The following is a 24,624-nucleotide window of genomic DNA, read 5'->3' on the forward strand; positions in this document are numbered from 1 at the left end:
CATCCACGGTTAAAACGACGCAACAGGGGTGCCAAATTGGCTTTCATCAGGCACCACGCCCAGCCCCGGCCCGGTTGGCAACGCAATATGCCCGCCTTTGATCTGGATACCATTTTCGGGATCATAGTTGCCTTCGATATAAGGTGCGGCAAGCCAGACGCCTTCCAGCAGATCGGGCCGAACCGTTGCACCGACATGAGTACAGGCAGCGGCGATGATGTCCCCACCCCAGCTGTCATCGCAGGTGTGCGGAAGGTTTCGGGCTTCGCAAATGTCGCGGAAAGCGCGCATGGGGTTCAACCCGCCGATCCGAGTGACTTTCATCCCGAACCCATCGACCAGACCGGTCCCTGCTGCTGAGATCACAGTGTTCAGACTGGTGCTGTTTTCGTCCATGTAAATGCCGTGCGTGACCTGAGGTCGGATCTTCTGCAAATCCTCAATGGTGTTGCAGGGCTGTTCCATGATGAACGGAATTTCAGGGCATTCGCGGCTGACGCGCAAAGCGTCGCGCGTGGTCCAGCCCCGATTGCCGTCCACGGCCAGACGCGTACCCGACCCTTTGACAACCTCCCAGACCTTGCGGATGGTTTCGATGTCGATCTCGACCGGGCGGCCCCCGACCTTGATCTGCAATCGCGGGTAGCCTTCGGCCATTTTCTCGGCTGCCAGTCGGGCAATATCGTCAGGCGCACCAACGCCAGTGGCATAGTAGGATGGGACTTTGTCAGTTGTTGCACCACCCAGCAGGTCGCTGACAGGCACGCCCAAGTGTTTACCCAGCACATCGTGAACCGCAATATCGACAGCCGCTTTGGCATATGTGTGCCCGTTCAGCAGCCCATCCATCCGGCGATGCAGTGTCAGCGGCAGTGCTTCGGTGCCGATCAAGCCCGGGGCCATTTCGATCAAAGCTGCACGGGCGCCTTTTGCGTGCGCCTCAGCATATGTCGGGCCAACTGGGCAGGTCTCGCCCCAGCCGATCAATCCGTTATCGGCAACGACTTTGACCAGAGTGGTATCAAGCGACCAGACCTGTGCATTGGCCATGGTGTAGGGTCCGTTTTTGACCGGCAGGTCGTGGCTGTAGATATGGAGTTCGGCGATCTTCATGCTGCTCTGCTTGTCCTGAACGAAAAAAGGGCCCACCCGGATTGCGGGCGGGCCAGTACGGGGAGATTGTATCAGTAGGTCTGGTTCAACTCATCCGCCGCCGGGATTTCCCTTTCGCGGCGCGCGATATAGTCCAGAAGCGCTTCGTTTTTGGCTTCGTCCAGTTTTGGCTCTTGGTACTCGGCCAGTAGTTTTCGCGCGTGCTTCAAGGCGCGTTCTGTGATTTCCACTTCGCCCTCAGCCACCCATTGTTCGATCGAGTTGTTGTCAAAGAGTTCAGGCATAAAGAACGCCGTCTGGAAATTGTCCTGCGTGTGCGGGTGGCCAAGGTAGTGACCACCAGGGCCTACATCCGGAACCGCGGCAAGCGCCTGATCGAAATCGTGCCACTTCGGGCCTTCCGCCATGCGGTAAGCCATCGCGCATTGTTCGGCATCCACCACGAACTTGGCAACTGAACAGTGCATGCCCGCCTCATTCCAGCCTGCCGAATGCCAGATATAGTTGGCTCCGGCATGGATCACCGCGCTGAGCGTTGTGGCGGATTCGTATCCCGCTTGCGCGTCAAACGTTTTGGCGCCGCCCAGCGTGTTCGAAGTGCGCCATGGCACGTCGTAATACCGCGCCATCTGGCCGATCATGAAATTCATCAGGCTGATTTCAGGCGTGCCCGCCATGGGCGCACCGGATTTCATCGACACGGTCGACAGGTAGTGCCCCCAGATCGCAGGTGCGCCCTTGCGGATCACCTGTGTGTAGGCCAGCGCCGACAACGCCTCGGCTGTCAGCTGCGCTACGGTCGCGGGGACCGAAGCGGGTGTGTTCGCGCCACCCAAAACGAAGGGCGAGCACAAAACTGGCTGGTTGCGTCGGCTAAAGGCGCGCATCGCGCCCAGCATGGTTTCATCCCACACCAAAGGGCTGTTGCCGTTGCAGTTGCCGGTGGTGACAGGATGGTCGTCGATAAAGCCTTCGCCGAACAGGATATCGCACATATCCATCACATCCTCGGCGTTCTTAGGCGATGTCGTCATGCCCATGAAAGTCTTGTCCGAGTATTTCATCGAAGAATATGTGATGCGCAGGTGCCGCTGGCTGATCGGGTGATCATAAGGCTCGACAATATGGTGGGCCGAGCTGTGTAGTGCAGGCATCATGTGCGACAGCTTGTGGAACATCGCCAGATCATCCAGCGTCGGATTCCGCCGCACGTCATCCAGATCGCGCAGGAAAGGCGCGCCGGTCATTGGCACAAAGATCGAATGTTTGCCGCCCAGTGCAAGGTTCTTTTGCGGGTCACGCGCATGATAGGTGAACTGCGATGGAATGGTCGAGATCAGCTCGCGTACCATGTTGCGGTCCAGATAGACCAACTCTCCGACAACCTTGGCTCCGGCTGTCTTCCAGTCTTCCAGCGCGATGGGGTCGCGGAATTGAACACCGACATTTTCCAGAATATCCATTGCCGCGTTGTCGATACGTTCGACCTGGCTTTCGTCCATGACTTCGCAAACGGGAATGCCTCGGGTCAAACCCGGCAGCATGGCAAAGTTTGGAGCAGTACGTTGGGCGCGACGGGCAGAGCGTCCACCGGACCGCGCGGCAGTGCGAGTAGTCAAAGGGCAATCCTCCAATTTTCAATCATACTGGCGGATTCGCGGAGCGATCACCTCTCTGATTGCGATATGTGCTTGCAGGAAGCGACACGGGCCACATCGCGGGATTTTCGCGCTTGCACTGCGCAAATGAACCCTTGGTTACCTTTCGTTAAGTAACCTGCTTCACTGTCAATCAGGTGCATACATCTGCAACACGTACCCGTATGGTTGTTTCAGGAGGGGCGCAGAAATGCACCACAAAACAGAGATGCTCATCATTGGCGCCGGGTTTTCAGGGCTGACCATGGCGCTTGAGGCGCGCAAACGTGGGCTCTCCGATCTTGCGATTCTGGAAAAGGCAGATGATATCGGCGGCACGTGGCGCGAAAACACATATCCCGGCGTGGCCTGCGATGTGCCTTCACATCTATATTCTATGGCGACCCACCCTAATCCCCATTGGAGCCGCGCTTATGCCGGAGGCGCTGAAATTCAGGCTTACCTGAAGGGCGTCGCGCAGCACGAGGGATTGTATGACCTCTGCCATTTCGGCCAGGAACTGAAAGCGGCCAAGTGGGACGGCGCGCGCTGGCAAGTGGAAACCATGGACGGGCAAAGTTGGTCGGCGCGGTTTCTGGTCTCGGCCATTGGGGCGTTGCATCACCCCAGCATTCCCGATCTTCCCGGCGCGGACGGTTTTCCTGGGCCATGCTTCCATTCGGCTCAATGGGATCACGACGTTGATCTGACCGGCAAACGAGTGGCCGTTGTGGGCACCGGGGCGTCGGCGGTTCAGTTCGTGCCAGAGATTGCCAAACTTGCCCGCCACGTGACTATCTTTCAGCGCAGTGCGCCTTATGTCATGCCGCGCCCGGACGGCCCAATTGCGCCCTGGGTGCGCAAGCTATATGCCCACCTTCCCTTACTGCCGCGTATCCGGCGCAAACTGATTTTCATGTTTTTCGAGTTCCGACACCGGGTGTTCAGGGGCGAGGAACGGGCGATGAACTTTGCCCTTAAGATGTGGCGTAAATCGCTGGAAGGGGCGATAATCGACCCCGAAGAACGGCGCATTCTGACACCCGACTATCAGATTGGTTGCAAACGTATCCTTAGCTCGAACGACTGGTACCCAACCCTGGCCCGCGACAATGTCAGTGTCGTGCCACAGGGCGTTGCCCGTATCGATAGGGATACGCTCATCACGTCAGACGGCACCAAAGTCCAAGCTGATGCCCTGATCTGGGGCACCGGATTTCATGTGACCAATGTTGTCGAGCGATTGGACATCACAGGTTCCGGTGGCCTGACACTGCGAACGGCCTGGGCTGACGGCATGAATGCAAATCTGGGCACAGCGATTGCGGGCTTTCCAAATTTCTTTATTCTTCTGGGCCCGCATACCGGTCTTGGCCACAACTCGGTCGTGCTGATGATCGAGGCGCAGGTTGGACATATCGGTCGCGTCCTAAGCGAGATGCAGCGCAAAGGGATTGCCGCGATCACACCTGATGCAAAGAAACAAGCGGGTTTCACCCAAGAGATGCAGGACCGTCACGCCGACAGTGTCTGGCAGACGGGGGGGTGTACATCCTGGTACATTGACGAAGACGGCAGGAACACGACGTTATGGCCCGGGACTGTTGGTGAATATCAAGCGCGTATGGCACAGTCGGGATTGGAACAATACACTACCGTCGGACAGGAGACAGCTAGATGACACTTATTCTAAGCCTGATTGCAGCCTGTATCGTCTTTCTTCTGGCCATGGCCGTTTGGACCCGGCGGTTGACCCGTCAGGGGCTGAGCACCGTACCACAAATGGGCCAGATCGTGCCCGTGCAGGGCGGCAGTATCCATTATGTTGAAAAGGGTGATCCTGACGCGCAAACGCTGGTCCTTGTACATGGTCTGGCGGGGCAATTACAGCATTTTACCTACGCCTTGGCCGATCAACTGGCCGAAGAATACCATGTCATTGCGCTGGATCGGCCAGGCTGCGGATATTCTACCCGTGACACGGCAGAACTGGGGCAATTGCCGCAACAAGCCGCAATGATTGCCGAGTTTCTGGAGATAAAAGGCGTAGATCAAGCGGTTCTGGTCGGGCATTCACTGGGCGGCGCAGTGTCACTGGCGCTGGCACTGGACCACCCCGAACGCGTATCAGGTCTTGCATTGCTGGCGCCTCTGACGCACAGGCTGCCTGAAACGCCGGTGATCTTTAAGCCGCTCGATATCCGATCCGGATGGCTGCGCAGCCTGATTGCAAATACGATTGCGGTGCCTATGGCCGCGAAAACTGCACCCTACAGCCTGGGCGTAGCGTTTGGCCCTGAAACCGCACCAGATGACTTTCTGGATCGTGCGGGCGGCGCGCTTGGGTTGCGCCCCTCGGCGTTTGTTACGGCCTCGCAAGACGTTGCCGGGTTGGACGCAAGTTGCGACGCGCAGGTGTCCAGATACCCCGAGCTATCCGTGCCGGGCGGTATCTTGTATGGCCGCCAGGACGCACTCTTGTCCCCTGCCCTTCACGGCCCTCCGATGATCAAATTTGGTCTAAGCTATGAAGAGCTGGACGGGTTGGGACACATGATCCTGATCACCGAGCCGGAAATCTGTGCCGCGTTTATTCGCCGGATGGTGGCGGAAACCAAATCACCGCAGACACCCCTGAAGGAACCAACCGCCGCGCCTGTGAAAGAAATCCCTGGTTAGGTTGATTTCCCTCTTGACCCTCCCCGGCCCCTCGCTTACATCGCCTCTCACTCAAGGCGGAGTAGCTCAGTTGGTTAGAGCAGCGGAATCATAATCCGCGTGTCGGGGGTTCAAGTCCCTCCTCCGCTACCACCAAACCCCCCACCTTTTTGGAACGGTTTGAAACCAAGGCGCTAAGGCGGCCCTTCACCTCGACAGGCACGCCGTCTTCCTCGGTCGGAGACACAACGATCTCCGAAATCAAGCCGCGCACCGCATCACGTGCTTTTGGATTCGGATTGCCGTTATGCGCCTGCATAGAAGAGATCATTTCATCCAGTGCCGTGACATACTTGGAAGCTGTCGCTGGATTGAACTCGAACGCCCGCTCCTTCTCGTCAAAGCTGGCCAACACATCCATGGCAACCGAAGCGCGTTCTTTGGCCTCAGTCAACTTTGCCTCTCCTTCGACTCCTTCAAGAATACCCATCTCGAAAAGTTCGATACGACGCGATAGCAGCTTGTTGGCTTCTGCTACCGTGCGTTCAAGTTTCTTCCTGTCTGGTTTGCCGGCTGCGTTGAGTTCGCGACGTTCTTCATTGTAGGCACGGATGAATTCATTGATGTAGGTTGGCGTCGACAGCTCTTTTCTTAGTTCGGCCAGCAGGGCGCTTTCGATCTTGTCGAGGCGAACCTTCCCATTATTGTTGCATGAGCCACTCTCTTTAGCCGCAGAGCAACGAATCCGGATAGCACTGCCCTTTCGGTCATGAATAGACATGCCACCACCGCAGCAACCGCACCTAAGCAGGCCCGAGAAAGGACGCAAGGGTTTGCGAGTCGACTTTCCGGAGCGCTTATTTTCGGACTGCTTGGCCAACCGTTTCTGAACCGCATCCCACAGTTCCTCATCGATTAAACGTAGATGCGGAACCTCTGCATACTTCCAGTCTTCGGCCGGCTTTTCGCGGCTGACTCTTTTTCCTGTTGTCGGATCGCGCACCATCTTGACGCGATCCCAGACGAGGATGCCCGCGTAGAGTGAGTTGCGGAGGATTCCATAAGCGCGCTTCTTATTGCCGTTCAGCGTGGAAGCGTTCCACTTTGACCCACGTGGCGGCAACTCACCCTGAGCGTTGAGATCATGAGCAATATCTCGCGGGGAGGCTCCTTTAGAGTAGGCCAAAAAAATTCGGCGTATAACTTTCGCTTCGTGTGCTTCGATCTGAAGCTCACCGGGTTTCCCCGATATGGGTGAGTAGCCATAAGCCTTGCCGCCGGCACTCAAACCCTTGGCAATGTTGCCTGACATTCCGCGATGAACTTTTTTCACGGAGGTCCTTAAGGAACATCGTACCATAAAGGCCGCGGAAACCGATTTGAAGCTCGGACTGAACCCCTTCACTGGCAGAGATGATATCGACGCCTGCGAAGCTAAGCTGCTTTTGCACATACTGAAGATCTCCGATATCTCGGCTAATTCGGTCGACGCATTCGACAACCAATGCATCAATTTCGCCAGCTCTCGCTGCTTCGAGAAGATTGGCAAGGCCAACTCGCCCGACCAGGGTCGCGGATGACATGGCCTTGTCTTCAAAAACTTGGACTAATCGGTATTTCTCGCGTCTCAGGTAGCTTCGGCAAAGCTCCACCTGATCTTCAATGGAGCGCTCCGATTGGAGCGTGGTCGAATAGCGGGCGTAGATCGCAGCGCGGCGTTGCATTCTCTCGAGTTCCTCGCGTCTTGTTGTGCTGCCGCCCGGGCCAATTCCCGGACGAGCTCAAGCAAACCAACATCTGGCGTCGGGTTTTGCTTTGCTGCTGGGGACTTGGTGATCTCTTCACAAATCGAAAAATCGGTTTGGATCGTTTTTTGAACTGTCATAGTGCTCGCTTTATGTTTCAACGAGCGTGAGATCGGTCTCTTTTAGAAAATTTAGAAACGCAGTTTTATCCGAACGGTTCGGAGAGCGAGAAACGCTCTCCGAAAGCTGCAGGCTAAGTCTGCGCTTCAGCGATCACTCGGCGTGTTATTCGGTCGGCCCGGCGCAGATTCTGGATGAGTTGAAGACGCCTGCGAAGCGTTACCAGAGGTTCAACCGTACGGTTCAATTCGGCTGCCCGATTTGTCAGCCGCTTGTTGATCCAGGCACCGCCAGGGCAATGCTCGTGTGCAATCACCTCGCTCACCCATCCGGCTTCTATCTCAACCAGAACAGGCTGGAGCAGAGATTCGAGGTCTTCGAGATCGCGATCACCGAACATTTCACCCGCACGGAGGCGTGAGCCAAATCGATAGGCTATGCGCGCGCCACTGGGCTCCAGATTGTCTATCAGCATGTCGAGTGCCTTCGACGCCGAGGGCACCATGTTGAGCGCTTCGAGGATCGCGGCCTCGATCGGCAATAGCTGCTGTGCGATGCTATCATACATAGCGCACCTCCCGCGTATCCGGCCGTCCCTTGCGACGCGTTTCCACCGTGACGGCGCGTATCTTTCGACCCGAGCCTCTGCTGCCGAACCTACGGGAGCGCCGGATATCGCGTTCTGCATGTATTCGTGCGCGAACGCGATGAAGTCGATCCAGCGCTGCGTCGGCGAGTTCACCCAATACGGGCGTTCCATCGGAGTTTCTGTCGAAGCCGCTGTTGTCTACAGATACGGAAACACGTCGAGCCGCATTGAAGCGTGTTGGCGCCCTCAAAGAAGCCTGTTCCCGCTCCTCTTCCGAACGCACATCGACGCAATAAGCCTGCTTACGTGGACACGGGTTCGTCGTGCCGTAGGCCAGAACCGCAAAGCGCTCACCGGCCATTTCCTCGACATCAATAACCAGCGACGGCCGAACTTTGGGATCATCCTCTCCCATCGTTTCATGGGGGAAGCGAAACGCGACGACATCGCCAACTTTCAAACGGGATTTCCAGTTCTCGGAGGGCAGCGCGATTTCAGTTTGAAGTGTCATGAGACATCCTTCATCGAAGTTGAAAAGAGCCGCGTCTTCCACCGTGTTTGGGCTGGTTCCCACTTTCGGCTGCGCGACATCCGGACTGCGCAGTCGAAGGTGGGCAACCTGCCTTTTCCGCTGTTTCGGTTCTCGTCCGTGCGCTGTTGTCTGGTCTGTTGCAGCTTTCCGATTTGTCGCCAGCGTGTTCGAAGTGTTTCCAATGGGTCGGTTGACGGGTGTTTCCGACTGCTGTGCCTCTGTTGGAGGGCCACAGAGTTCTCTGTGTCCAGAATGGTTCCCCTGTAGTGGGCATGGACCTGTCCGGTCCGTAGCAACGGGCAGCTCTGGGAGTGTTCCTGCCTTTTTACGCGCGTAATACTGGGACCTACCCAGGCCATAGTTCGTCCAAGGCTTGTTTCTCGATGCGCTGTTTTGCAGCAGGTACTGATCTCGCGAAGTACTCCCCTGAACAGCACGCCGTGCTCGTTCCCGTTCAGCTTTTCTGCGGTGGCGCTCTTCCGCTGGCATCACCTGACGCATGCTCAACTGACGCGCCATATCCGCTGATACGTCGAGACGCTCCGCAACAGTCGAGCCGCGGTAACAATATCTCTCGCTCTCGCGTGCATTGTCGCAAGCTTGCAGCTTTGACTTCGCAAGAGCCTGCTTGATAATGGCGTTCGTTTCGTTCTGGCATAGCCCGGGCGTTGCCATGTCTGCCGCTCGTTGAATGTGACCTTCGATGCCCTGGGTGTCTGACTGATGGGTCAGGCAGGTGGCATAGAAGTGCAGCCAGGTGTTTCGGTGCCCCACCGGGATCACCCCACCGTGGTAAATCCGGTAAGCCTCGAGATCTTTCAGGATCTGTTCAAATCGCTCAGCTTGGCTCAATCCCCGCGGCATTGTCTGACTACCTGGCTCCCGATCCTGAGGCTGCTTGCGGCGCTCCGTAAACTCGGAACGGGTGGGCCGCCCGACGGAGGCAAAAATCTGATCGGCAAGGACATCAAAATCCTGGCGTTGGCAATTCCCACCAGACACCCGAACGACCCGACCCGATTTCTCGTTTCGAGTGCCGGGAATGCGAAAGACGCGAGCTGGGTCGTTGCAAGCACGATCCGAACCAAACGGAGTAAGCAGGTCCATCAATGCCCGGATTGCCGCCTGCCAGCGGGATAGTGCAGCAGGTGGCATCGAATGGATCAACCAGATTGCGGCCAGTCCTCGTCCCGTTCGCAAAAAGAATGATGGCTCAGAGACACCGCGCATCAGAAGATGGCCCCCAACGGCTGCCTGAACGTCCTCTTCACCCTCAGCGCACCAGCCGGGGTCATTGTGATAATCCAGATCGACATAGAGCGCATTCAGGCTGACCAATCCTGAATTGCAGCGTGTGCCCTTAAACCGGTTCAGCGAGATAAACGATGTCCGATCCAGCAGCGCATGAAGGCACGCTACAATCCCATCCGGAGAGCGTGTGAATTGTTGACTTGCCTCCGCGGAATTCTTGATCAGAACGGCCGGCTTACCCACTGCATCGAAGGGATGGAGGAGTTGAACATACTCCTCAGGCGAAACGGTATGGATGTCATCTGAATGCGGGACAAGGTCGCGCGGATCGGTGTGCTTCATCCGCGGGAATTGGCTCTACGGTTGTTGGCACAGAAAAATCCAAGCAAAGAAAGGCAAGGCCCCGGGTGACGCCCCATGCCCGTCAACCGATCAACGGCTCGAGTCCAAACATTGTAGATCGCATCAAGTGTTGCGCCCTGCAAAAACTGGCATCGGTGTCATCGCGTACGCTGACGCGGCTTGCGTGTTCTTACACGCCGTATGTTGGAGATCCGATCATTCTGCTGGAGCTGAGGTGGGTGATACGCCTCAAGGTCGACAGCAGAGGAGAATTCCTCATCGAGGATATCTGATGGATCGGCGTCTATGCCTTCTGTCGCCCATCGCACCGCTTGCTGGTATGCTGTCTCAGTTCTGAGACATTCTATTTGCGACGAAGCTTCCAGCGCTGCTTTCACTTCGCGCTCGGATCTCGCCTCCAGCATTCGACGTTTCTCATCGCTGGCCGTTTTCTTGCGGGCAGCCTCTCTCACCCGCGCGATACGCTCCGCTTCGAGGTCGTCTCTCTGACGCTCCAGGGCGCGCAGCTGCAACCACGAGTGCCAGAGTGTTGAATTGTGTTCTTGGACAGCCTGGCGCCGCACTCCGGCAACTGTGTCGTCGTTTCCGCTTTCTTGCAGTCTGCGGCGCGACCTGGCGGATCTGCGTGGCCCGACATGATCTTGTCTTGCCAGGCCTTGCGGTGCATCGCCTGTCTCGACCATCTCGGCATACGAACGAAGATCAACCCGCGCGTGGGAGCCAATCTTGCGCAGGGCCGCGTTGGTCCGCTTTTCCCATTCTCCGCGGATACGCTTGATTTCTCCGGGGCCTGAGGTTCTGTCGTCAAGAACACGCGTTTTCTCACCAAAATCGCCAGTGATCCTATCAACCTTCCGCGTCGTCATCAGGATGTGGGCGTGGAAATTCAGGTTGGTCTTCGATGGATTGAAGAGCCTCTGCTCGTAGTCTTCTCGCGTCAGTTCGAGTTTGCCCGCGCTGTGCCGTTTCTCTTCCTCAGGGCACAAGAAACGCGGCGCGTGAATGTCGGCTTGAACGGCAACGCCGTATTCATCGCGAAGCCAGAGGCAAAAGCCGCGGACAAGCCCAACCTGCTCGAGAAGCGGTAGCTCGCGTGGCAAGGATGGGCGCAGTTCGCGGATGACTCTTGCATTCCTTCGGCGCTCAGAATGCTCGGCTGCGTTCCAGAGCTCCTCGGCGTTTCCTGTCCAGTTGATCAATTCATGCGACAGGAGGCCACCCTTTCTGCCCGGCGAAAACCGTCGTCCAACCCGCGCATCCCGGAAGGTGGTGCGCGCGGTGTAAGCGGCGGATTTGACGGCGGAGCGACCGTCGGCACGAGAATGCAGGATGACTTCGAGTCTGCTGGCGGGGTGTATCATGTAAAGGACATCGGGCACCAACCCGATCTCCGCACAAAAAAGTCCGCTGCAGGCGCGCAGGCAAACCCCAAGTTTGCGTAACTGCGCGCATTGCCCAGCGGGCATGCGGACGACCGCTCACACGGCGGCTTGGCGGAGCCACATTTTCGCGCCCGAGTGGCGAAGCCGGGATCCGGGCCGCATTTCCTGTTCGACCACTTCAAGTAAGGGAGGACGAAATGGCGGATCTGGATCAACAAATCGAGCAGGCGCGCGTGAGGCTCAGAGACCTTCAGGCCCGGGCGAGCAAACAACGGCGTCGCGATGAAACGCGCAAAAAGATTATCTATGGCGCTGCTGTTTTGAAGCTTCTCGAGGAAATTGAGAGAGACAAAGCTGATCGGTTGCTCAAGCTTCTGCACGAACGTATCTCACGCGACTCAGATCGAGAGCTGTTAGGGCTGTAAACCCAGTTAGATCTTCTTGAGGCACTGCACGCTCTCAGAAGGTTTGGCTGACTTGGGCCTATTGAAAGAAAAAAAACTGGCGCGGGTTACCGCGCTCAGTGTCGTCAGGTGGCGACGTGAGAAACATCCTTGTCCGGCGAATAAATGTCCAGGATGTTCCAATGACCGGTCGTTGGCGTCGGGTTGTTGATCATTGGGACATCAAGGACAGTAGGTTTGCCGCTGGCAATTGCAGCTTCTAATGCGGGCAACAACTCGTCAGCAGCGCTGAGCCTGTGCCCTTCCGCGCCATAAGCTCTTGCAATGTCAGCATAACCCGGCCCGTTCGCGGGAGCTGCGGCTGATCCGGGGAACGTTGTTCCATAGGTCAGGCCGTAATGCGCCTTTTGCAAACCCGCTATAGTTCCGAAGGCGTTGTTGTTCATGACCAGCCAGATGATGCCCAGATCAAGTTCGACGGCCGTCGCGAGCATCGACGGATTTTGACCAAAGCCACCATCACCGACCAGACTGAGGACAACGCGATCAGGTGCCGCCAGTTTCGCACCGATCGCGCCCGGAGGGCCAAACCCCATAGTCGCGAACCCGCCCGGAGTCAGGATCGAACCGGGTGTCAGGATATCGAACTGTTGCCCAACACCGTTCTTGTTCCAGCCAACGTCCGTAGTGATGATGGCATCCTCAGGCAGTGCCTTGCGGGTATCTGCCAGAATGCGCTCGGGCATCATCGGAAAGGCCGATGAGGTCGCCATTTCCACGTTGCGCGCTTTGAAATCCGTTCGGAAGTCGGCGATCTTCTGTTCCAGCGCGGGGCGTTTGAAGCCGTCCGGATACATCTCGCGGGCGACCCGGTTGAGGACGCGCAAGGCGGCCTTGGCGTCCGCGACCACACCGATCTCGGTGGGATAATTCCGGCCGATCTCCTGCGGTTCGATGTCGATATGAATGACTTTTGAGCCGGGAATGTTGAACGTGTAGCCAGGGTACCAGCTGGAGCAATCGGCCTCTTTGAACCGTGTGCCCACGGCAAAGATGTAGTCCGCGTTCAGGCAAGACTGGTTGACCAGCTCGGTGCCCCAAAACCCGGTCATTCCCAGCACGAGCGGATGGTCGTCCCGCAGCGCGCCCTTGCCCATCAGGGAATGCGCGACGGGCAGACCCATATGTTCAACAAACTCGCGCAACTCCTCACAGGCCTGCGCCAACAGGATACCGCCGCCGACATAGGCAACCGGGTTTTCGGCCTTCGCCAGCGCTTCGGCAATCTCTCGCGCTGTTTCATCCTCAATCGACGGTTTCTTGAGCGCGCGCGTGTTATCGCGGATACGGTCGAAGCTGTCCGAGGGGATCACCTCGGAGAAGATGTCCATCGGCACATTGACCAGCACCGGCCCGGGCTGACCGCTTTCAGCCAGATGGAACGCCTTTTCCAAGATTTCGGCCATCAGGTCGGCGCGATCCACGCGCCAAGCGCGCTTCACGAAGGGTCGGTAAATCTCCCATTGGGCTGCGTCTGCATGCAGGTTCACTTCCTGATGCGGATGTTTACCGTAGTAGTGCGTGGGAATGTCACCCGCGATCACGACCATCGGGATACAGTCCAGTGCGGCGTTGGCGACCCCGGTGGCGCAATTGGTCAGCCCCGGGGAGAGATGGGACAGCACCACCGAGGCCTTGCCCGTCACGCGGGCATATGCATCCGCCGCGTGGCTGGCGATTTGTTCGTGTCGTACTGTGACGAAATCGATGGGACTTTCCGCCAGCGCAGCCAGAACCGCAATGTTCGTGTGCCCGCACAGGCCGAAAACGTGCTTGACCTCACGGCGTTCGAGAAAGTCAACGATATGTTCGGCAACGGTTTTGCCGTCCAGTTTCGCTCCGTCCATCACGCGACCTCCTGTCCGTAGAACTCACCGAACAGATCCGGCTCCGAGGGGCGATCCTCAGGGATCGGACGGCTGACCCAGGTGTAGTTCATCATGTGTTTCATGGTGACGTTTTCGTTGGTGATGTTGCCGCCCCAGATGCCGCAGCCCAGGCTGCTGGTCATAGGCATGCCATTTGTCCAGGCACCCGCATTGGCCTTGGATTGAGGCTGTCGCACCATCATACGGCTGACCGGAGCCAGACGCGCCAACCGGTCGATGTGATCGTCATTGTGGCTGTAGATGCCGCAGGAATGGCCCTTTCCCCCGGTGTTGTAGATCTGGCTGACCGTTTCCAGCGCATAATCGAACGTTTCGAAGTGATAAAGCGCCATCAGCGTGGTCAGTTTTTCCTTGGAGAACTTGTGCTGCGGCCCGATTTGCCCCTGATTTTCAACCATCAGAAACTTGCGATCTTCGGGGATGCTAAAACCGGCGACCTTGGCCGTTTGCTGCGGCGGACAGGCAATGGTCGGAAACGTACGGTTTCCCTTTTCATCCCACATGGCCGCTTCGAGCATGGCCTTCTCTTCATCCGAACACAGGTAGCCTCCCTCGGCTTGAAGCGCCTTGACCATATCGTCGTAAACTGAGCGCTGGATGATGATGTTGCCGTCGGCCGAGCAGCCCGACCCAAAGTCGGAGGTCTTTGAAATACGGGTATTCTGCGCGGCGATATCCAGATCGGCTGTCTCGTCGATGACGATGGAGGAATTCCCCGCGCCGACGCCATAGGCCGGGCGCCCGGAACTGTACGCCGCTTTGACCATCGGCTTGCCACCCGTTGCCAGAGTCAGGTCACAAATCTCCATCAGATGTTGCGTCAATGGGATCGACGGTTTGCGAATGGACTGAAACAAGTCCTCAGGGGCACCGGCAGCACGACAAGCTGCACGCATGACTTCGACCATTTCATAGGTGGTATGGGCGGTTCGTGGGTGCGGACTGAAGATAACCGCATTCCGGGCGTTCGCGGCGGAAACGCCGGTCACCGGTGGCGTCATCGCCGGGTTGGTCATCGGGATCAGCGATGCGATCACACCGGCAGGTTTGGCGTATTTCACGAGCCCCTTTTCTTCGTCGACTTCGACGATCCCCGTCGAGGGCGTACGCAAGACATCTCGCAGCACCATGTGAATCTTGAAGCGCTTCGCTGGGCGGCCTTCGCGATCTCCGATACCACTCTCATCCACGCCTTGTTGAGCCAGACGCGTGAAGGTTTTCTCATTACCCGCATACCACGCAATGGCCTGAGACAGGCGGTCCAGCCTGTCCTGATCCCAATCCTCGATCTCGGCCATGGCAGCGCGGGCGCGTGCCAGCATATCGGCCGCCATGTTGCGGTCGTTTTCAGTGAGCTCTTTGCCCATGATGATCCTCTTGGTGTTTTAGAATTGCAGCATCGGGCACACGACGCTGTGACCGCGCCTCGCCGAATGTTCGCTTGGCGTGGCTGAGACAGCGACGCGCGTGTTCTTCATATCCCAACTCGGCAACGCGGCTTTGGTTGGGCAGTTCGATGGAATAGTCGACGGGCGGCATCCGTTCGATGATGCCGGTGAAATCGATCCATCCCTCACCGGGATATAGCCGCGCATCGCGGGCCAGTTGGATCATGCCCTCACGCGTATCGGCGATGCCGGGCAGGCAATCAGAGATATGCAGGAAGTGAAACAGGTCCGAGGGGACGTGTAGCAACTCTCCCAAATCCACGCGGCTGAGATGCAGATAAAGCGTATCAACCAGAATACCGCCATTCGGCTGATCGGAGGCGCGGACAATGTCAAGCGCCTCATCCAGAGTACGAAGGCGGGAAAAGCTTGGGAACTCCAGGTCCACTGTTAGCCCGTAGGGTGCCGCCAGTTCGCAGGTCTCAGAATAGACGTCGATCAGGAAGTCACGATCATCGCGGGTGTTGGTCCACGCGCTCATGATCATACGCTTGGCGCCCAGTTCCCCGCCGATCTCCAGCGACGGCTCGAAACTGCGCGGATCGACATCTTCGGTAATGCGCGCAAGCTCGACATCGAGGACTTTCAAGCCAGTGGTAGAGAGAGCAGTTTTGATGGCATGCACCTGTGCCTTGTCGATTGGAGATTGAGTGAATTCACCGGGCACATGCATCGGAATGAATCTGGGGCTGACGGCATCGTAACCGGCCCGCGCGGCGATATAGACCAGCTCGGGCGGCGTACAGCCAATCAGCGTCAGATGCGCCAAGGAATAGAGAGAGGGGCTTGCGCCAGCCTCTTTGGGTTTCACCATGAACGACAGCTCCACGTGTCTGCGAATCTCAAATTCATCACACGTAGTAAAAAATATCTGATATTTTTTAAAATATCAACTTTTAATACTGAGCAGGAAATGAAAGCGCCCGGGCAACTGCCCGGGCGTGTTTTACATTCTTGTTGGCAGAACCTTAGAGAGTGACCCAGTCACCTCCGGACTGGTGAGAGCGCACGGAGGCTTCAATAAACCGGACGCCATCTGCACCTTGTTCGACACTGGGATAAGTAAGCCAATCATCCGGAACGGTAACGCCATCCCGACGCGCAGCTACGGCCATAGCAAATTCCGTATAGAGGTTGGCCCAGGCTTCGATAATCCCTTCTGGGAAGCCGCGCGCGGTCCGGATTAGACGTTCTGCGCCGGGGCCGATGCCATGCCCGTGACCTCGGCTGATGATGCGATCCGGCTCACCGAACCGATTGAACTTCAGCTGTTCCGAATTCTCCAGGTCCCACTCGAGACCTCCTTCGTTCCCGAATATGCGCAACCGCAACCCTCCCCGATTTCCGGGGGCAAGGCGTGTCGCCATCAGGGTTCCCGGAACCTCGTTTTGATAGCGGGTGAACATGAATGCTGTGTCTTCCAAAGGCTTTGGCGCGCCGCAGACATGAAATTCAGCCCGTAGGTCGGTCAAGGGCAGGCCCGAGACAAAACTGGCGAGATGCGCGGCATGGGTGCCGATATCGCCGACACAGCTGGTCGGACCAGAAATCTTTGGGTCCAGCCGCCATTTGACGTGGGGCGCATCAGCCACATCATCGGGCGTCATCCAGTCTTGCATGAACTCGACGTGGATTTGGTTGATTTTACCGATGCCGCCTTCCGCCACGATTTGTTTGGCCTGACGGATTACTGGAAAACATGACATCGCATAGCCGACAGCAAAGATGTGTCCCGTGCGCGCGGTAATCTCCTCAATCCCTTCGGCCTCCGCGACTTCGTTGGTCAAGGGCTTATCGCACAGCACGTCAATGCCCGCCTCCAGAAAGGCTTTGGCCGCTTCGAAATGAACGTGGTTCGGGGTGGTGATCATGACGGCATCTACGCCATCCGGGCGTGCCGCCTCGGCCTTTGCCATCTCGTCGAAGGACGCATAGCACCGGTCGGCCGGCAGGAACCACTCGGCCCCGCGCACCTTGCTTCGCATGGCGTCAGAACTGAGCGCTCCTGCGACGACCTCCCACCGGTCGGTCATCCGCGCGGCCGTTGCCTGCGTGACAGAGATACGTCCGCCGCCCACAACACCCAGCCGCAAACGGCGAGACAATCGGGGGAAAGGTCCGTCAAAGTTCAGGTCTTCGGAGAAAAGTCTCGCAGCCATTCTAAATCTCCATTTCCGGGACCCGTACGCCTTCCGGCAGCATTTCCACCGCCATGAAAATGCTGGGGGTAATCGTCTCGTACTGATGCCAGGGATAGTTGCCTTCGGCGTCATACATCGGTTTGTGCGTCGTGCCGGGGGCCATGAATTCTTCGAGGTAAAGGGATTCAACATCCCGCTCACGGCATTGCTGCATTTTCCCAAAGCCTACGATTTGTGTATGCACTTCGCGAAACCCCGGTACCGGGCAGAACGGATGATCCTTGTGCAATCCGACATTCAGCGGCACCGAGCCGGAATGGTACATGGTCAGCCCAACGTTACCCACAAAGACCTTTGGCGACATGTAGTGGCTGACACCGCGTAAACGCTCCTCTTGGCGAACATCAAAAGCAGATGGCCATGTATCTTTCACCCATGCGAACAACTCGTTGTCATCGGCATGGGCGTCGAAATCGTGGACAATGACTGCACGTTCCACGCCGCTAAGCGTGCTGTCTTGCACGATCACAGAGGAAAGCGGTGCAATGGCCTGATCCTCGACAGAGAGATTTCGCCCCCCAAGGTTAAGAACGATGGCGCGACCCTCGATAGAAATCCTGCGCTCGTCAGTTGTGTGCTGGACGCGAAAGAATGGTTGAGCAAAGTCGAGTGTCTCAATCGGCATGAACCAATTCCTTCCTCTCATCGTTAAGGAAATCGACCGGCAAAGGCTCCGGAGCCGCGCAACGGCTTTCTATCGTCTGATAGGCGCCAAATTTTGGTGCCCGTTCGATCGCGTCCATGACCTCGAAAACGTGGTAGGCGAGCGCTCCACTTGCACGGGGTTGGCGTCCTTCTTGCGCCGCCAGGGCCAGATCCATAAGGCCGAGACCACGGCTGTCCTCATTGAACCCATGTTTGTTGTCGACCACCTGCCAGCCTTCGCGACTGGTTGGGCGCGGCTGATGAGACCAGCGCGAGGTCTCCCGCGTTTTCAGCCAGACATCCCCTTGAAAGATATTGGCACCATGAACCGGGTCAGGGTCTGGGATGCTAATGGTGCCGTTTTCACCGTAGATCTCGAACCGCGGCGTTTCGCTGTCCCAGACGTCGAAGCTCATGGTCATCGACCCTATAGCTCCGGAAGAGAACTGCAGCAGGCTTAGGGAATGCGTGTCGACCTCGACATCCATCCATTCTCCGTTGCGAGGGCCATTTTCGATCATCCTTTTGTCGAACGTGCGCCGAGCCATTCCGGCGACGCGGTCAATTTGCCCAAGGCAAAAAATCATGGCGGTCAGGTAGTACGGCCCAAGGTCCAGCAATGGCCCACCACCCGCCTTATAGTAGAAATCCGGATTGGGATGGTGGCGCTCCGTCCCGTGGGTCCCGACATGGGCAAAAACCCCTGTCGGTTTGCCAATGGCACCCTCGTCGATCAAGCGCCGAACGGTCTGCCAGCGACCGCCCAGAAATGTGTCGGGCGCGCAACCGACCAGTAACCCCTTTTCAGAGGCCATGTGCAGGATCGCCTTTCCATCCGTTCGATCCATAACCAGCGGCTTTTCTGAATAGACGTGTTTGCCCGCCTCCAGAGCGCGCAGGCTGATTTCGGCATGGGCCGCCGGAATTGTCAGATTCAAAACGCAGTCAATTGTCGGATCGTCAAACACTTCATCTGGTGTGTAAGCCTTGGCGATGCCGTATTTATCCGCCTTCGCGCGGCTTTCCAAAGGATCGAGGCTTGCGCAAGCCACGACCTCTATGTTCGAGAATTTGGATAGTGTTTTTAGATAGATATCGCTGATACGACCACAGCCAATAAGGCCGACCCGGAAGGATTTCGATGTCTCACGTGTCATCATTCCTGTCTTCGTAGAGGGGTAAGTAATTTGGGGGCATCGGCCCTTTATTTCGGCCACCCTGGTTCATCTGTTCCCAAGCGTGGGCGAGTATTCCGACCGAGCGGGACAGGCAGAAAAGCCCTCGCGACAAGGGCGCAGGAAAGCCAAGTTCGCAGAAGATCACGGCCGTCGCTCCGTCAATATTCATGGCAATTGGCCGACCGCCTCGTTGACGACCGAGTTCGGCTTGAACCTCTTCTCCGATATCGGCAAACCGGCCAGAAACTGTGCCTTCTGCCGCCGCATCACGAACAAGTTGCATCAATCGTGGTGCGCGTGGGTCGACAGGCTTGTGAAACCTGTGACCAAAGCCCGATACGATCTTGCCGTAGGTCTCGCGCCAACTGTCCAAGCCATCCCGAACAGCGTCATTCAGCGAACCTCCCGCATTCATGCGGGCGGCGATATCATAATACAGCTCAGCACATTGCTCTCCTGCACCTCCATGCACGTCGCCCAGCATGTTCACCGCAGTCGCCATTGCATTATTGAGACCTACCCCGCAGGTGGCAGCCATACGCGCAGCCGCGATCGAGGGGGCCTGCGGACCGTGATCCACGCCTGCGACCAAAGCAGCCTCGAACAGGCGCGCCTGTGCGTCGCTCGGCAGATCGCCCCGCACCATCAGCCAGATCATCTGCGGGAAAGATACGTTCCCGATCAGGTCCTCTATGGCGTTGCCACGAAAAGCGATCTGACCGGGCTTCATGTCGATGATGGAGGTACGCCACCATTGGCGGATAGCTTGCTCGTCGTTTGTCATACCGTTGCACCTCTAAACTCGCGCATGCGCTGCTGACGAAGTGAATCGAAAACGCTTTGAAGACGACTGATTGAGGCGGTGCAGCCGGTGAAGATTTCAAAAGACGCTGCAGCCTGATGAACTGCCATTCCAGCACCATTCATCACTTTTAACCCAGTTGTGCGGGCGCTTCTCAGAAGGTGTGTCTCGAGCGGGAAATATACTATATCTGCCACCCAAGCATCCGGCCGCAACAATGATGGATCAATCACCGACCCGGGGTACTTATCCATCCCGAGCGGTGTTGCATTGACCACTCCGTCCACAAATTTGACCCGTTCCAACGAAATCGAGGGGGAACCCTGAAGCTTTGCACAAGGGCGCAAGACCTTTAGTCGACTGACCAGCGCCTGCGCTCGGTGGAAGTCAGGATCGATGATCTCCAGGTTTCGAACACCTGAATCAAGCAAAGCCAAAGAGACTGCACTGCCCGCGCCTCCAGCACCAAACATGAGAACCGTTTCAGTCTTCGATGATCCCAAAAAATCTCCGAAGGCACTGTGGAAACCTATGTAGTCGGTGTTGTGGCCAACCATTCGGTCGTTACAAAAAACCACCGCGTTTACAGCTTGAAGCTCCTCAGCGGTTTTGGAAAGCTCATCGAGATGATCAATGACTGATGCTTTGTAGGGGTGTGTTACGTTGACCGCCGCACAGCCTAATTCAACTGAATAATGCAATAAATCAGCGACCGACATTCCACGAAATGGCTCTTTTGCCGTGTCGATCCTACCGTAGCTCAGATCGATACCCTGCGCCCGGCCCTCCGCCTCGTGCATCTCAGGCGTCATGGAGCCAGAAATCCCTTGTCCGATTAGTGCGGCCTTCATATTAGGTTGTTCCTTCCGCCACGTGGTGTCGCGTTTGCGCCGCTAATCGAAACGCAGCGTTACGCGCGCCATAGCCGGCGTAACCAGTTCGGCGCTCAACAATTTCAAAGAAAAAGCCGTTAAAGATGGGGCGACTGTAGATCTGAAAATACTCGGCACCCGCCGCCTGGTCGTAGAGTATGTTATCCCTGCGCATTTGGGCGATTAGGTCTTCACTTAACCCGAATGTCGCTTGCAGATCAGCGTAGTAATTTTCTGGGATGGGCAGGCTGGGAAAACCGGACTTCCGCAATTGGGCTGAGGTTTCAAATATGTCGTCCGACTGGAAGGCGATGTGCTGAACACCAGCCCCAAAGCCATCTTCAAGGAATGACGCCGCCAGTGTTCGACGCCCAACTGCCCCATTTAGGTTTAAGCGCACTTCGCCTTCGGGACTTTCGATAGCCTGGCTTTGCACGACACCAGACGGGTCGGCGACGTTCACGATAGGGGATTTTGCCATCTCGAAAGTAGAAATGTAGTAGAGCAGCCAGCTCTGCATCTCATCGTGACGCATCGTCTGTGCCAGATGGTCGATGCGGCGCAGACCGGCGGGCTGGGTCGCTTTGGTCTTGGCGACTGGCTCAAACTCGATGTCCCAAACCCGATGCAGATCGGATTTCTCATCGATGAAATGGACAACATTGCCACCAACACCTCGGATGGCTGGGATGTTCAGTTCCCCGGTCCCCACCGGTTGTGAGAAATTCGGTGCGCCCAACGCGGTCGCCCGCTGAACCGTCTGATCCGCATCTTTGACACGCAACCCCATGTCACAAACGGAGGGGCCGTGACCCAGGAACGCCGAATGCGCAAAACCTTCCTTTTCGGTATTAACAACGATGTTTATCGCGCCCTGCCGCCACAGTTCGACGGACTTGGTGACGTGTTTTCGCTCCATTCGAAAACACATTGCTGACAGCATATCTGCCAGCTGCGCACCGCTTGTTTCGTCGGCTGTAAATTCGACGAATTCGAAGCCTGACGCATAGACGCGTTCCGGCAGGTCCGGGATGCCGAAATCGGTTCCCGGCTCGGTCCGGGATACCTCATCCAGGAGGTTCACCAGCGACCTGTAGCTGTCTCGGGCCAGTGTTCGGCCACCGGGTTGAGGAGCTGCTTCGTTGACGCGTGCAACCGACCAAGGCCCTTTGTATCCGGCGCGAGACAAAACGCGAACGAAGCCCGCAAGGTTCAGCGACCCAAGCCCCGGCAGAAGCCCAAAGTGCCGTTTGAGCCTGCGAATATCCATCTCAAGCCGGGGTGCATCGGACAGTTGCACATGGAACAGCCGCTCTCCGGGAATGTCCCGAAGGCGGGCTGGTTTGGACCCGTCGGCAAGCGAGAAGAAGGAATTCAAGGCCAACCCCAAATGAGGGCTGTCGATTGCTTCAACGACGCCTAACGCCTGCTCATCCGAGTGAATAAGATTCGACCATGGCAAGCCCATAAAGGCCAGACGAAGACCCATCTCTTTCGCGATTTTGGTCGCCTCGCCAAGATCTGCGATTACCTGTTCTTCGGTCGCTGCGACATCAACCTCGAAGGCAGACCCGATCAGCAGCAATTCCGTTCCCAACTCGCTCATCAGTTCGAGTTTGCGCTTCAGTCGATCAAAGGCGCGCGCCCGTCCGCTGTCAGACTGGCCTTCAAGGTTATGGAAGGGTTGTAGCAGGCAAATCTTCAGGCCGAGATCTGATGCAATGTTCCGAATTTGCGATGGCGGCCCGTCAAAAGCGGTCAAATCCGGTTCGTGTAATTCGACACCCCCGAATCCCGCGTCAGCGATAGCACTCAGCTTTTCAGCCAGATCACCGGGGATCGACGTTGTCGAAACCGAGAGGCACATTATCCCTGATATCCAAACATACGCGGCAACCACAGGACCAGATCCGGCATCAGCATCATGATCACCAAGGCGAAGATGAGAACCGCGAGGAAAGCCCAGATTTCGGAGATGATTTCACGCAGCGGAATGTCCGTCACAGCGTTGATCACAAAGAGTAGAATGCCATAGGGAGGCGTGATCAGACCGATCATCGAGTTCACGACGACCAGAACTCCGAAATGCACAAGATCAATCCCGAGCGCTTCGCAGGTCGGAATGAAAAGGGGAACAATCACCAGGATTATCGTTGTTGCGTCTAAAACGCATCCCAGCGCGAGGATCAGCAGGTTTACGAGGATCAGGAACACAATCGGGCTGACATCAGAACCCTCCAGCAGCGCCGAGATAGACTGCGGTATTTGCTCCTGAATAACGATGAAGTTCAGAATGAACGCGCCCCCAATGACCACCCCGACGGCTGCGGAAGAGCGCGCGCTGTCGACGAACACTTGATAAAGGCCACGGAAGGTCAGCGCGCGGTAGAACAACGCTGCCAGAAGCAGGGCGTAGAATGCAGCCACTGCTGCGGCCTCGGTTGGAGTGGTGACGCCGCCATATATGCCGTATAGCAGGATTGCGGGCATCAGCAGTGCCGGAAACGCGTTTGCGGTTTTAGCCGGCAATTCGCGCAGTGGAACAGGTTCTTCCAATGCAAAGTTCCGCTTTCCGGCCAGATAATAGTTCATCGCCATGAGGACGACGCCCATGATCAGGCCCGGAAGAATACCGGCCAGGAACAGCGACCCGATAGAGGCCTTGGAAACGAGCGCGTACAAAACCATCGGGATCGAGGGCGGAATGATCGGGCCAATCGTCGCCGACGCCGCCGTGATCGCGGCTGCGTAACCTCGGCTGTAGCGGCCATCTTTAGTCATCATTTCAATGATAATCTTGCCGATCCCCGCGGCATCCGCGACAGCCGAGCCGGACATACCGGAAAAGATCAGAGACGCTACCACGTTTACGTGCCCGAGGCCGCCCTTGAAACGACCGACAGCTGCAACGCAGAAGTTCAGCAGACGGTCCGTGATCGAACCAGCGTTCATGATATTCGCGGCGACGATGAACAAAGGCACGGCAAGCAGGATCGTGCTTTTGTAGAAGCCTTGCAGGATCTTCTCGCCTGCGAGTGCTACGTCCAGTCCGGCTGTGCCCAGATACACCAATGAGGCCAAGAGGATGGAATAGCCGATAGGTGTCCCGATGCCTGCCAGAAGAAAGAGAGCGAGCAGGCAGGAAAGAAGTTCAAAACTCATTTCTTAACTTCCTCGTCTTCTTCGACGTCGACACGGGGATGGTCGTCAACCACGTTGTATCCAACAACCAGTTCCAACTCTGTCTTTGGGGGGCCATTGCGCATGACGTCGAAGAATAGCCACGCGTAGCGCGCTGCGACGACCAGCATGAATACCGCGTAAATCGAGAATACTGTGCGCAAAGGTATCTTCTCGCCGGAAAACGGATTGCGGACAGTCGATGTCTTGCGGATTTTCATCCAATCGATGTAGTCCCACGTCGGAAGGAAGCTGTAGAGCATACCGACCACGATCGCTGCGGCCGCCAGCATCGCAAAGACCTGCCGCACGCGCATCGGTACGGAAAGGTAGATGATGTCGAACTTCACGTGATCCCGTTCTCGCACTATGAAAGCGCAACTGAAGAAGATCACCCAGACCCACAGAATGCCGATGAGTTCAAGCGTCCATCCGGCGGGGGTAAAGAAGTAGCGCAAGAGTATTTGCAATAGGAAGATCAGGAAGATTGCCGCCAGCATCCCGCCGGCAATCGCTTCGGTCAGTCGGGAGAACCCCTTCATAAAGGCTTTCATT

21 protein-coding genes and 1 tRNA gene are annotated in these 24,624 nt (G+C 56.9%); 4 read left to right on the forward strand and 18 right to left on the reverse strand.

The genetic code is table 11. From position 1 onward, the window contains the following. Window positions 1-9: 9 nt before the first annotated feature. Window positions 10-1,113, reverse strand: a complete 1,104-nt coding sequence (locus GS630_RS18085; protein WP_171175911.1) for a mandelate racemase/muconate lactonizing enzyme family protein — start codon at window positions 1,111-1,113, stop codon at window positions 10-12. A gap of 71 nt (window positions 1,114-1,184) precedes the next feature. After that, a complete protein-coding gene (locus GS630_RS18090; protein WP_171175913.1) occupies window positions 1,185-2,732 on the reverse strand; it encodes a trimethylamine methyltransferase family protein in 1,548 nt (515 codons plus the stop codon). Window positions 2,733-2,961: 229 nt separating this feature from the next. Between GS630_RS18090 and GS630_RS18095 the strand changes: the two genes are divergently transcribed. From GS630_RS18095 to GS630_RS18105, 3 genes are all read left to right on the forward strand, one after another. Then, window positions 2,962-4,431, forward strand: a complete 1,470-nt coding sequence (locus GS630_RS18095) for an NAD(P)/FAD-dependent oxidoreductase (RefSeq protein ID WP_171175915.1) — start codon at window positions 2,962-2,964, stop codon at window positions 4,429-4,431. Continuing rightward, complete coding sequence (locus GS630_RS18100) at window positions 4,428-5,429, forward strand: alpha/beta fold hydrolase (protein ID WP_171621258.1); 1,002 nt, start codon at window positions 4,428-4,430, stop codon at window positions 5,427-5,429. Before GS630_RS18095 ends, GS630_RS18100 begins: the two co-directional genes overlap by 4 nt. A gap of 55 nt (window positions 5,430-5,484) precedes the next feature. Then, a tRNA-Met gene (locus tag GS630_RS18105) sits at window positions 5,485-5,561 on the forward strand. Here GS630_RS18105 and GS630_RS22665 read toward each other — a convergent pair. From GS630_RS22665 to GS630_RS18130, 5 genes are all read right to left on the reverse strand, one after another. Continuing rightward, window positions 5,518-6,720, reverse strand: a complete 1,203-nt coding sequence (locus GS630_RS22665) for a recombinase family protein (RefSeq protein WP_371809138.1) — start codon at window positions 6,718-6,720, stop codon at window positions 5,518-5,520. The genes GS630_RS18105 and GS630_RS22665 overlap by 44 nt on opposite strands. Beyond that, on the reverse strand, window positions 6,641-7,132 hold the full coding sequence (locus GS630_RS22440; protein ID WP_253285942.1) for a recombinase family protein: 492 nt from the start codon (window positions 7,130-7,132) through the stop codon (window positions 6,641-6,643). The genes GS630_RS22665 and GS630_RS22440 overlap by 80 nt, the downstream gene beginning before the upstream one ends. A 274-nt stretch (window positions 7,133-7,406) precedes the next feature. Beyond that, on the reverse strand, window positions 7,407-7,841 hold the full coding sequence (locus GS630_RS18120; RefSeq protein ID WP_171621259.1) for a hypothetical protein: 435 nt from the start codon (window positions 7,839-7,841) through the stop codon (window positions 7,407-7,409). Continuing rightward, complete coding sequence (locus tag GS630_RS18125) at window positions 7,834-9,987, reverse strand: hypothetical protein (RefSeq protein WP_171235695.1); 2,154 nt, start codon at window positions 9,985-9,987, stop codon at window positions 7,834-7,836. Before GS630_RS18125 ends, GS630_RS18120 begins: the two co-directional genes overlap by 8 nt. A 158-nt stretch (window positions 9,988-10,145) precedes the next feature. Then, a complete protein-coding gene (locus GS630_RS18130; protein ID WP_371809135.1) occupies window positions 10,146-11,387 on the reverse strand; it encodes a MobA/MobL family protein in 1,242 nt (413 codons plus the stop codon). A gap of 200 nt (window positions 11,388-11,587) precedes the next feature. Here GS630_RS18130 and GS630_RS18135 point away from each other — a divergent pair, with 200 nt between their 5' ends. Next, window positions 11,588-11,815 (forward strand): hypothetical protein, encoded by a 228-nt coding sequence (locus GS630_RS18135; protein ID WP_170353330.1) that lies wholly within the window; start codon window positions 11,588-11,590, stop codon window positions 11,813-11,815. Between the two features lie 104 nt (window positions 11,816-11,919). Here GS630_RS18135 and GS630_RS18140 read toward each other — a convergent pair whose 3' ends face one another. The 11 genes from GS630_RS18140 to GS630_RS18190 all read right to left on the reverse strand — a co-directional run bounded on the left by GS630_RS18140 (window position 11,920) and on the right by GS630_RS18190 (window position 24,623). Continuing rightward, window positions 11,920-13,701 carry a thiamine pyrophosphate-binding protein gene (locus tag GS630_RS18140; protein ID WP_171621260.1) on the reverse strand — a complete coding sequence of 594 codons (1,782 nt, stop codon included), beginning with the start codon at window positions 13,699-13,701 and terminating at the stop codon, window positions 11,920-11,922. Further along, entirely contained in the window at window positions 13,701-15,110 is a 1,410-nt protein-coding gene (locus GS630_RS18145) for an aldehyde dehydrogenase family protein (protein ID WP_171621261.1), read from the reverse strand. The genes GS630_RS18140 and GS630_RS18145 overlap by 1 nt, the downstream gene beginning before the upstream one ends. After that, the gene (locus GS630_RS18150; protein ID WP_171621262.1) at window positions 15,091-16,005 is read right to left on the reverse strand and encodes a sugar phosphate isomerase/epimerase; all 915 of its coding nucleotides are present in this window, start codon (window positions 16,003-16,005) and stop codon (window positions 15,091-15,093) included. The genes GS630_RS18145 and GS630_RS18150 overlap by 20 nt, the downstream gene beginning before the upstream one ends. A gap of 154 nt (window positions 16,006-16,159) precedes the next feature. Next, window positions 16,160-17,350 carry a Gfo/Idh/MocA family protein gene (locus GS630_RS18155; RefSeq protein WP_171621263.1) on the reverse strand — a complete coding sequence of 397 codons (1,191 nt, stop codon included), beginning with the start codon at window positions 17,348-17,350 and terminating at the stop codon, window positions 16,160-16,162. 1 nt (window position 17,351) lies between these two features. After that, window positions 17,352-18,017 (reverse strand): hypothetical protein, encoded by a 666-nt coding sequence (locus GS630_RS18160; RefSeq protein ID WP_171621264.1) that lies wholly within the window; start codon window positions 18,015-18,017, stop codon window positions 17,352-17,354. Next, complete coding sequence (locus tag GS630_RS18165; RefSeq protein ID WP_253285943.1) at window positions 18,007-19,194, reverse strand: Gfo/Idh/MocA family protein; 1,188 nt, start codon at window positions 19,192-19,194, stop codon at window positions 18,007-18,009. The genes GS630_RS18160 and GS630_RS18165 overlap by 11 nt, the downstream gene beginning before the upstream one ends. Continuing rightward, window positions 19,184-19,999, reverse strand: coding sequence for a citryl-CoA lyase (locus GS630_RS18170; RefSeq protein WP_171621266.1), 816 nt, complete (start codon window positions 19,997-19,999; stop codon window positions 19,184-19,186). The genes GS630_RS18165 and GS630_RS18170 overlap by 11 nt, the downstream gene beginning before the upstream one ends. Beyond that, window positions 19,996-20,868, reverse strand: coding sequence for a shikimate dehydrogenase (locus tag GS630_RS18175; protein ID WP_171621267.1), 873 nt, complete (start codon window positions 20,866-20,868; stop codon window positions 19,996-19,998). Before GS630_RS18175 ends, GS630_RS18170 begins: the two co-directional genes overlap by 4 nt. Window position 20,869: 1 nt before the next feature. Next, window positions 20,870-22,756: a bifunctional sugar phosphate isomerase/epimerase/4-hydroxyphenylpyruvate dioxygenase family protein gene (locus tag GS630_RS18180; RefSeq protein WP_171621268.1), complete on the reverse strand. Its 1,887-nt coding sequence runs from the start codon at window positions 22,754-22,756 to the stop codon at window positions 20,870-20,872. Then, window positions 22,756-24,051, reverse strand: a complete 1,296-nt coding sequence (locus tag GS630_RS18185; protein WP_170328647.1) for a TRAP transporter large permease — start codon at window positions 24,049-24,051, stop codon at window positions 22,756-22,758. Before GS630_RS18185 ends, GS630_RS18180 begins: the two co-directional genes overlap by 1 nt. Continuing rightward, window positions 24,048-24,623, reverse strand: coding sequence for a TRAP transporter small permease (locus tag GS630_RS18190; RefSeq protein ID WP_170429693.1), 576 nt, complete (start codon window positions 24,621-24,623; stop codon window positions 24,048-24,050). The genes GS630_RS18185 and GS630_RS18190 overlap by 4 nt, the downstream gene beginning before the upstream one ends. Between the last annotated feature and the right edge of the window lies 1 nt (window position 24,624).

The sequence above is a fragment of the Ruegeria sp. HKCCD7303 genome (assembly GCF_013111185.1).
Classification (GTDB): Bacteria; Pseudomonadota; Alphaproteobacteria; order Rhodobacterales; family Rhodobacteraceae; genus Ruegeria.

Coding starts and splice junctions, on each gene's coding strand:
- GS630_RS18185 (WP_170328647.1), bottom strand. CDS start 24,051: ATGAGTTTTGAACTTCTTTCCTGCCTGCTCGCTCTCTTTCTTCTGGCA.
- GS630_RS18135 (WP_170353330.1), top strand. CDS start 11,588: ATGGCGGATCTGGATCAACAAATCGAGCAGGCGCGCGTGAGGCTCAGA.
- GS630_RS22665 (WP_371809138.1), bottom strand. CDS start 6,720: ATGTCAGGCAACATTGCCAAGGGTTTGAGTGCCGGCGGCAAGGCTTAT.
- GS630_RS18120 (WP_171621259.1), bottom strand. CDS start 7,841: ATGTATGATAGCATCGCACAGCAGCTATTGCCGATCGAGGCCGCGATC.
- GS630_RS22440 (WP_253285942.1), bottom strand. CDS start 7,132: ATGCAACGCCGCGCTGCGATCTACGCCCGCTATTCGACCACGCTCCAA.
- GS630_RS18190 (WP_170429693.1), bottom strand. CDS start 24,623: ATGAAAGCCTTTATGAAGGGGTTCTCCCGACTGACCGAAGCGATTGCC.
- GS630_RS18085 (WP_171175911.1), bottom strand. CDS start 1,113: ATGAAGATCGCCGAACTCCATATCTACAGCCACGACCTGCCGGTCAAA.
- GS630_RS18160 (WP_171621264.1), bottom strand. CDS start 18,017: ATGCCGATTGAGACACTCGACTTTGCTCAACCATTCTTTCGCGTCCAG.
- GS630_RS18125 (WP_171235695.1), bottom strand. CDS start 9,987: ATGAAGCACACCGATCCGCGCGACCTTGTCCCGCATTCAGATGACATC.
- GS630_RS18095 (WP_171175915.1), top strand. CDS start 2,962: ATGCACCACAAAACAGAGATGCTCATCATTGGCGCCGGGTTTTCAGGG.
- GS630_RS18150 (WP_171621262.1), bottom strand. CDS start 16,005: ATGGTGAAACCCAAAGAGGCTGGCGCAAGCCCCTCTCTCTATTCCTTG.
- GS630_RS18165 (WP_253285943.1), bottom strand. CDS start 19,194: ATGACACGTGAGACATCGAAATCCTTCCGGGTCGGCCTTATTGGCTGT.
- GS630_RS18180 (WP_171621268.1), bottom strand. CDS start 22,756: ATGTGCCTCTCGGTTTCGACAACGTCGATCCCCGGTGATCTGGCTGAA.
- GS630_RS18155 (WP_171621263.1), bottom strand. CDS start 17,350: ATGGCTGCGAGACTTTTCTCCGAAGACCTGAACTTTGACGGACCTTTC.
- GS630_RS18100 (WP_171621258.1), top strand. CDS start 4,428: ATGACACTTATTCTAAGCCTGATTGCAGCCTGTATCGTCTTTCTTCTG.
- GS630_RS18145 (WP_171621261.1), bottom strand. CDS start 15,110: ATGGGCAAAGAGCTCACTGAAAACGACCGCAACATGGCGGCCGATATG.
- GS630_RS18175 (WP_171621267.1), bottom strand. CDS start 20,868: ATGAAGGCCGCACTAATCGGACAAGGGATTTCTGGCTCCATGACGCCT.
- GS630_RS18170 (WP_171621266.1), bottom strand. CDS start 19,999: ATGACAAACGACGAGCAAGCTATCCGCCAATGGTGGCGTACCTCCATC.
- GS630_RS18140 (WP_171621260.1), bottom strand. CDS start 13,701: ATGGACGGAGCGAAACTGGACGGCAAAACCGTTGCCGAACATATCGTT.